The sequence below is a fragment of the Paracoccus sp. UBA889 genome (assembly GCA_002294185.1).
Classification (GTDB): domain Bacteria; phylum Pseudomonadota; class Alphaproteobacteria; order Rhodobacterales; family Rhodobacteraceae; genus Paracoccus.
Map to the genome: position 1 here is coordinate 1 of DBFD01000070.1, position 6,076 is coordinate 6,076.

Annotated in this window: 7 protein-coding genes and 1 pseudogene; 4 read left to right on the forward strand and 4 right to left on the reverse strand. The window is 62.6% G+C overall.

The features are described 5' to 3' along the window. The 4 genes from B4L36_RS13985 to B4L36_RS14000 all read left to right on the forward strand — a co-directional run. Nucleotides 1-307: TOBE domain-containing protein (locus tag B4L36_RS13985; RefSeq protein WP_292958377.1), on the forward strand; the 307-nt coding region annotated here is incomplete at its 5' end. After that, a complete protein-coding gene (locus B4L36_RS13990) occupies nt 304-1,194 on the forward strand; it encodes an ABC transporter permease (RefSeq protein WP_292958379.1) in 891 nt (296 codons plus the stop codon). The genes B4L36_RS13985 and B4L36_RS13990, both read left to right, overlap by 4 nt. After that, nucleotides 1,187-2,002 carry an ABC transporter permease gene (locus B4L36_RS13995; RefSeq protein WP_292958381.1) on the forward strand — a complete coding sequence of 272 codons (816 nt, stop codon included), beginning with the start codon at nt 1,187-1,189 and terminating at the stop codon, nt 2,000-2,002. The genes B4L36_RS13990 and B4L36_RS13995 overlap by 8 nt, the downstream gene beginning before the upstream one ends. Then, nucleotides 1,999-3,024 carry an extracellular solute-binding protein gene (locus tag B4L36_RS14000; protein ID WP_292958383.1) on the forward strand — a complete coding sequence of 342 codons (1,026 nt, stop codon included), beginning with the start codon at nt 1,999-2,001 and terminating at the stop codon, nt 3,022-3,024. Before B4L36_RS13995 ends, B4L36_RS14000 begins: the two co-directional genes overlap by 4 nt. Before the next feature lie 310 nt (nt 3,025-3,334). Here the strand turns inward: B4L36_RS14000 and B4L36_RS14005 are convergent, their stop codons facing one another. From B4L36_RS14005 to B4L36_RS14020, 4 genes and pseudogenes are all read right to left on the reverse strand, one after another. Then, on the reverse strand, nt 3,335-4,081 hold the full coding sequence (locus tag B4L36_RS14005; RefSeq protein ID WP_292958385.1) for an amino acid ABC transporter ATP-binding protein: 747 nt from the start codon (nt 4,079-4,081) through the stop codon (nt 3,335-3,337). Continuing rightward, the gene (locus tag B4L36_RS14010; protein WP_292958387.1) at nt 4,078-4,752 is read right to left on the reverse strand and encodes an amino acid ABC transporter permease; all 675 of its coding nucleotides are present in this window, start codon (nt 4,750-4,752) and stop codon (nt 4,078-4,080) included. The genes B4L36_RS14005 and B4L36_RS14010 overlap by 4 nt, the downstream gene beginning before the upstream one ends. Beyond that, nucleotides 4,752-5,507, reverse strand: coding sequence for an amino acid ABC transporter substrate-binding protein (locus B4L36_RS14015; RefSeq protein WP_292958389.1), 756 nt, complete (start codon nt 5,505-5,507; stop codon nt 4,752-4,754). Before B4L36_RS14015 ends, B4L36_RS14010 begins: the two co-directional genes overlap by 1 nt. Nucleotides 5,508-5,796: 289 nt before the next feature. Then, nucleotides 5,797-6,076: pseudogene (locus B4L36_RS14020) on the reverse strand (LysR family transcriptional regulator); the annotation flags it as partial.

Here is a 6,076-nt window from a genome sequence, read left to right on the forward strand (position 1 = left end):
CCTGCCCGCCGACATTCAGGGCAAGATCGCGCGGCTGGGCAACGCAGAAGTGCGGCTGGACCGCGACGAACCGCAGGGCCGCGTGATTCTGGCGATCCGCCCCGAGGAAGTGCGCCTGGGCGATGCCATCACCGCCCGTGTGGTCGAGACGATCTATCTGGGCAATGCCCTGCAGGTGATGGCCGAACTGCCCGATGGCAGCCCCATTGTGCTGCGCCTGCCCGCCGCGCAGGCGGTGCCGCTGCCGGGCACGCGGATCGGGCTGGACCTGCCCGGCCCCGCCATTCAGGTGCTGGAGGCAGATTGACCGATCCGCAGACAAAAGCGACGCTGAATTCCTGGGCGCTGGCGGCGCCCGCGCTGGCGCTGCTGGTGATGGCCTCGATCGGGCCTCTGCTGATCGTGCTGGTCTATTCCTTCATGACGCCGGGCGATTATTCGGGCGTGGAACGGCCCTTCACGACGCAAGCCTGGCAACAGGTGTTCCTGTCGCGCGACATCTTCGACGACACCCTGTCCTGGGCCGACGCGCATCTGACGATCTTCTGGCGATCGGTCAAGCTGTCGGTGCTGACCACGGCCATCACCTTTCTGCTTGGCCTGCCGACGGCATGGTTCATCGCCACCCGGCCGCCGCAGCGCCGGGCGATGTGGCTGTTCCTGATCACCATTCCGTTCTGGACCAACCTGCTGATCCGCACCATCGCCATCAACGAGATCATCCGCAGCGAGGGATTGTTGAACCAGGTGCTGGGCTGGTTCGGGGCCGGTCCGGTCAACCTGCTCTACACCGATACCGCGGTGCTGATCGGGATGGCCTATGTCTATCTGCCGATGATGGTTCTGCCGATGTATGCGGCCATCGATCGTTTCGACACCCGCCTGCTGGAGGCGGCCTATGACCTGTTCGCAAGCCGCTGGCAGGTGTTGCGCCATGTCGTGCTTCCGGTGATCCGGCCGGGAATCGTCGCCGGATCGATCCTTGTCTTCGTGCCCTCGCTGGGGGCCTATGTGACACCCCGTGTGCTGGGCGGGGGAAAGAACATGATGATCGGCAACTTCATCGAGCTGCAATTCGGGCAGGGGCAGAACTGGCCGCTTGGCGCGGCGCTGGCGGTGTTGCTGCTGATCGCGGTGGCGCTGGCGCTGGCGGTCTATGTCCGCGCCCTGGCCGGGGCCGAGCGCAATGGCTAGATCCGCATTCGACGCCGCCCGCCTGCCGGGCTTTGCCGCCATCGCCATCGCGGTCTTCGTGCTGCTGTACCTGCCGATCGTGACGCTGGTCGCCTACAGCTTCAATGGCGGGGAATCGGTCGCGGTCTGGGGCGGATTTTCGCTGGATTGGTATGGCCGCGCCTGGGCGAACGAAACGGTCAAGGCCGCGGCGGTGCGGTCGCTGGTGATCGCGGGCTCGGCTTCGGCCATCGCGACGATCCTGGCGACGCTGGCCGCCCTGGGCATCGTCCGGAACCGCCGGATGAAGGGCAGGGGCGCGGCCTATATGGCGATCAATCAGCCGCTGATGGTGCCCGAGATCGTGACTGCCGTGGCGCTGCTGATCTTCTTCGCCAGCATCCGGCAGGTCACCGGCTATCAGGGTCTGGGCTATCTGATCGCGGCCCATGCCGCCTTCTGCATCCCCTTCTCCTATCTTCCGATCTCGGCCCGGCTGGAGGGGATGGACGCCACGCTGGAATCGGCCGCGGCCGATCTTTACGCGACGCCGATGCAGACCTTTCGCCACATTACCCTGCCGCTGCTGATGCCGGGCGTCGCCGCCGGCGCGATGCTGGCCTTTGTCATCAGCCTGGACGACGTCGTCATCACCGAGTTCGTGAAATCTGCCGGCCAGGACACGCTGCCGACCTATATGCTGGGCCAGATGCGGCGCGGCGTCTCGCCCGAGGTGAACGCGATATCGACCATGCTGCTGGCGGTCACGGTCGTCCTGCTGACCGCATTCTTCATCATCAACCGACAGTTCAACAGGAGAAAATCATGACAAGAATCGCCCTCCTCGCCATCGGGGTTTCTGCCGTCGCGCTGCCCGCGCTGGCAGAAGGAAAACTGAATCTCTACAATTGGGGCGACTATACCAGTCCCGACCTCATCAAGAAATTCGAGGATCAGACCGGCATCGACGTCACCATCACCGATTACGACAGCAACGACACCGCCTTGGCCAAGGTCAGCGCCGGGGGGCATGGCTTCGATCTGGTCGTGCCTTCGGCGAACTATGTTCCGATCTTCGTGCAAAAGGGGCTGCTGGCCGAACTGGATCACGAGCGGCTGAAGAATTTCGGCAATATCGATGCCAAGTGGATGGATGTCCCCTGGGATAAGGGCCGCGTCTATTCGATCCCCTGGCTGTGGGGCACGGTCGGTATGGGCGTGAACACGGAAACCTATGACGGCGATCCGAATACCTCGGCCATCTTTCTCGACCCGCCCAAGGAATTGGTGGGCAAGGTCAATGTCGCCCCGGAAATGTCCGACATCATCCATCTGACCACGATGTATCTGGGCGGCGAGCCCTGCACCGAGGACAAGGAGATGCTGAAGAAGGTCCGCGACAAACTGGTCGAAGCCAAGCCGAAATGGATGTCGATGGATTACGGCATGTCCGACAAGATGGGCAGCGGCGATGTCAAGGCATCCGAATACTGGTCGGGCGCGATCATGCGCGCGCGGATGCAAAATCCGGCGGTCGTCTACGGCTATCCCAAGGAAGGCTATCCGCTGTTCATGGATTCCATCGCGCTGCTGGCGGATGCCCAGAATGTCGATGAGGCCTATCAGTTCCTCGACTTCATCATGGATCCCGAAAACGCCGCGATGAATTCGGAATACGCGAAATACCCCAACGGCATCGCGGGCTCCGAGGAATTCTTCAGCGATGAGATGAAGAACGCCCCCGAGATGGTCGTGCCCGAGGAGCATCTGGCCAATGGCCGGTGGATGCCGCTGTGTTCGCCGACCGCCCGCGACTACATGACCGCCATCTGGACCGAGTTGCAGAAGTGACCGTCGCTGTCCCGCCATCGCGCTGTGGCGGCGGGACGGGCACGGAGAACCGCGCGGTCACCGTGAAGGCTGGTCGGGCCGCGAGATCCGGGCGGCGGCACCGCCTTGGACGGGATCGTCCTTGATTCTCTGCTGCCGTCGTGGCGATCAAGCCTCGGTCGATCATCAACCTTTGGCCTTCGGTGGCGATGCAACGCCATTGAAGGCCCGATAATTCGCCTGCTGCCGCTGGGCTTGGCCGGCCGGTTCTTGTCGGCAGACTTGCGCGAAGCCCGTATCCGCCGCCAATATTGTCCCGGTCTTTCAATCTTCAGCCGACCCGTCTTAGAAATGCCCGCGTTCGGTCGTCCGTGGGCGCGTCGAAGATTCTTGCCGGCGGCCCCTGCTCGACGATCCGTCCATTCTCCATGAACACGACCCGGTCTGCGATCTCGCGGGCGAATTGCATCTCGTGGGTGACGATCAGCATGGTCTGGCGGCCATCCGCGATGGATCGGATCAGATCCAGCACCTCGCCCACCCATTCAGGGTCCAGCGCGCTTGTCGGCTCATCGAAAAGCAGCAGTTCCGCATCCATCGCCATGGCGCGGCCAATGCCCACGCGCTGTTGCTGCCCGCCCGAGAGGGCACTGGGATAGCTGTCGGCCTTTTCCGAAAGCCCGATCCGGGACAGCACCTCGTCGGCGCGGGCTTCGGCCTGACGGCGCGGCAAGCGACGCACTGTTATCAGCCCTTCGGTGATGTTCTGCCGCGCGGTCTTGTTGGCGAAAAGCGCGTAGTTCTGAAAGACAAAGCCCGTGCGACGGCGCAATGCGAGGATCTGGGCGCGGCTGGCCCGAGTCGCGTCGACGGACAGATCCCCGATCGTCAGAAGGCCCGCATCGGGACGGTCGAGAAAGTTGAGGCAGCGAAGCAATGTCGATTTTCCCGTTCCCGATGGCCCGATGATCGCCACCCGCTCGCCCGGTTCCAGATCCAGGTTGATGTCGTTCAGGACGACATTGTCGGAAAACCGCTTGCTCAGGCCGCTGATCCTGATCTTGCAACTGGTTGTCATCGCACAAAGGCCTTCTGCATCCGGACTTCAAGCTGGCGCTGGAAGAACGAGAAGAACTCGACCATGCCCCAATAGATGAACGCCACGACCAGAAAGGCCTCGAGGTAAAGAAAGCTGCCGGCGGCCTCCTTTTGCGCGGCACCCATCATCTCGGTGACGCCCAGAGTGAAGGCAAGAGACGTGCTCTTGATGATGTCGATGAAGTAATTCATCAGCGTCGGGGCCGCGATCCGCGCCGCCTGGGGCAGAATGATGCGGCGCAGCATCTGTCCGCGCGTCATGCCGATCGCCTCAGACGCCTCCCACTGGCTGCGATCGACGCCAAGGATCGCGGCGCGGATCGATTCCGCCATATAGGCCGAAAAATGCAGCGTCAGACCGATGATCGCGGCGGTGACGCCGTCGATGCTGGTCAGCGCCGAGACGACGCGCGGAAGCCCGTAATAGAACAGGAACAGCTGGACCAGCAGCGGCGTGCCACGAAAGAAGCTGATGAACAGCGCGACCAGTTGGTCGATCACCGGCAATCTGAAGATGCGGATGATCGCCTGCGCCGAGGCCAGGACAAGCGCCCCGGCCATGGCTGTCACCGCCATGGTCAGGGTCAGGGGGACATAGCTCAGGATGATCGGGAACAGCCCGATCATGTATCCTGTATCAAGCCCGTCCATTACTCGTCGGCAGGGCTGGTCACGTCGGCGTCCAGCCATTTCCGCGAAATGTCCGCCAGCGTGCCGTTTTCCTTCAGCGTGGTCAGCGCGGCGTCGATCCTGTCACGAAGCGCCAGACCGGCTTCGTCCTTGCGGAACGGCAGCGCGTTCCTGATTTCGCTGAAGGACTGCCCGGCCATTTCCAGCGGTAGCGGGCTTTTCGCGATGACCTGTCCGGTCGAGACGCGGTCCATGACGAAGGCATCCATGCGGCCAAGCGCCACGTCCTGTTCGATATTGGAATCGTAGGTGCGGATGTCGATATCGGCGGCATTGGGCAGATCACGCAGAAGCGCCTCGAAATTCGAGCCCAGATTGACCGCGACCGATTTTCCCGACAGCGATTCCGGCCCGGTGATGCCCACCTCGTTGCCCTCTTTCACGACGATCTGCGCGCCGTCATAGACATAGGGCTGGGTAAAGGCAAAGGTCGCTTCGCGGTCCGGCGTGATGGTGATCTGGTTGGCGATCGTGTCGATGCGGCCCGATTCCAGCGCGCCGATCAGACCCGAAAAGGACATGGTGACGAATTCCACCGTATCCCCGGTTTCCGCGGCGATGGCATTCATCAGGTCGACCTCGAAACCCTGAAGCTTGTCCTGCTTTACAAAGGTGAAGGGGAAATATCCCCCCGACATGCCGACGCGAATCGTCTCGGCGGAAGCGGCGGTGCCCGCGGCGATCAGGGCCAATGCGGCGATGAACGATTTTGTCATCAAGGTCTCCTTCTGCGTTGAAGGCTAGATATGCCTGGCGGAAAGACTGAACAAGGAGCGGAAATATCGAGAAATAAATGAGGAAGAGTGTTCCGCGCGACCGATGTCAAGAGGGAACAGAATTCCGGGAACAATGCCGAGGCCGGGTGGGTCATCCTAGGCGATCCGCGCTTCAGGCGGGGTTCCAGCGGCGGTCCTGTCAGAATGCGCCGGCGATCTGGCGCCAATCCGGATTTGCGCGATCTCGGCGCACGATACGGGCCGGGCCGCGATGCGCGGTCCTGGCTTGCTATGGCGTGTAAGGCTGAATGACAGCGGCGTCGAAGGCGCCCTCTGCGGCCTTCAATTCGCAAGCGCCGATGATGGCCAGGCAGATTGTGGTCAGCGCCGCGTCCCGCCGGACCAGCACGCCCGCACTTGGCGCGTCGTGGCTTCCCGCCAATGGCAGGCGCACCAGATCACCGGTCGCGCAGGTCTGTTTGGACAACGGCCTGATATTGAAGACGCCATATCCCATACCGGCCGCGATCAGCGCGCGCATCATATCGGTCGAACGGGCGGAGTAGGCG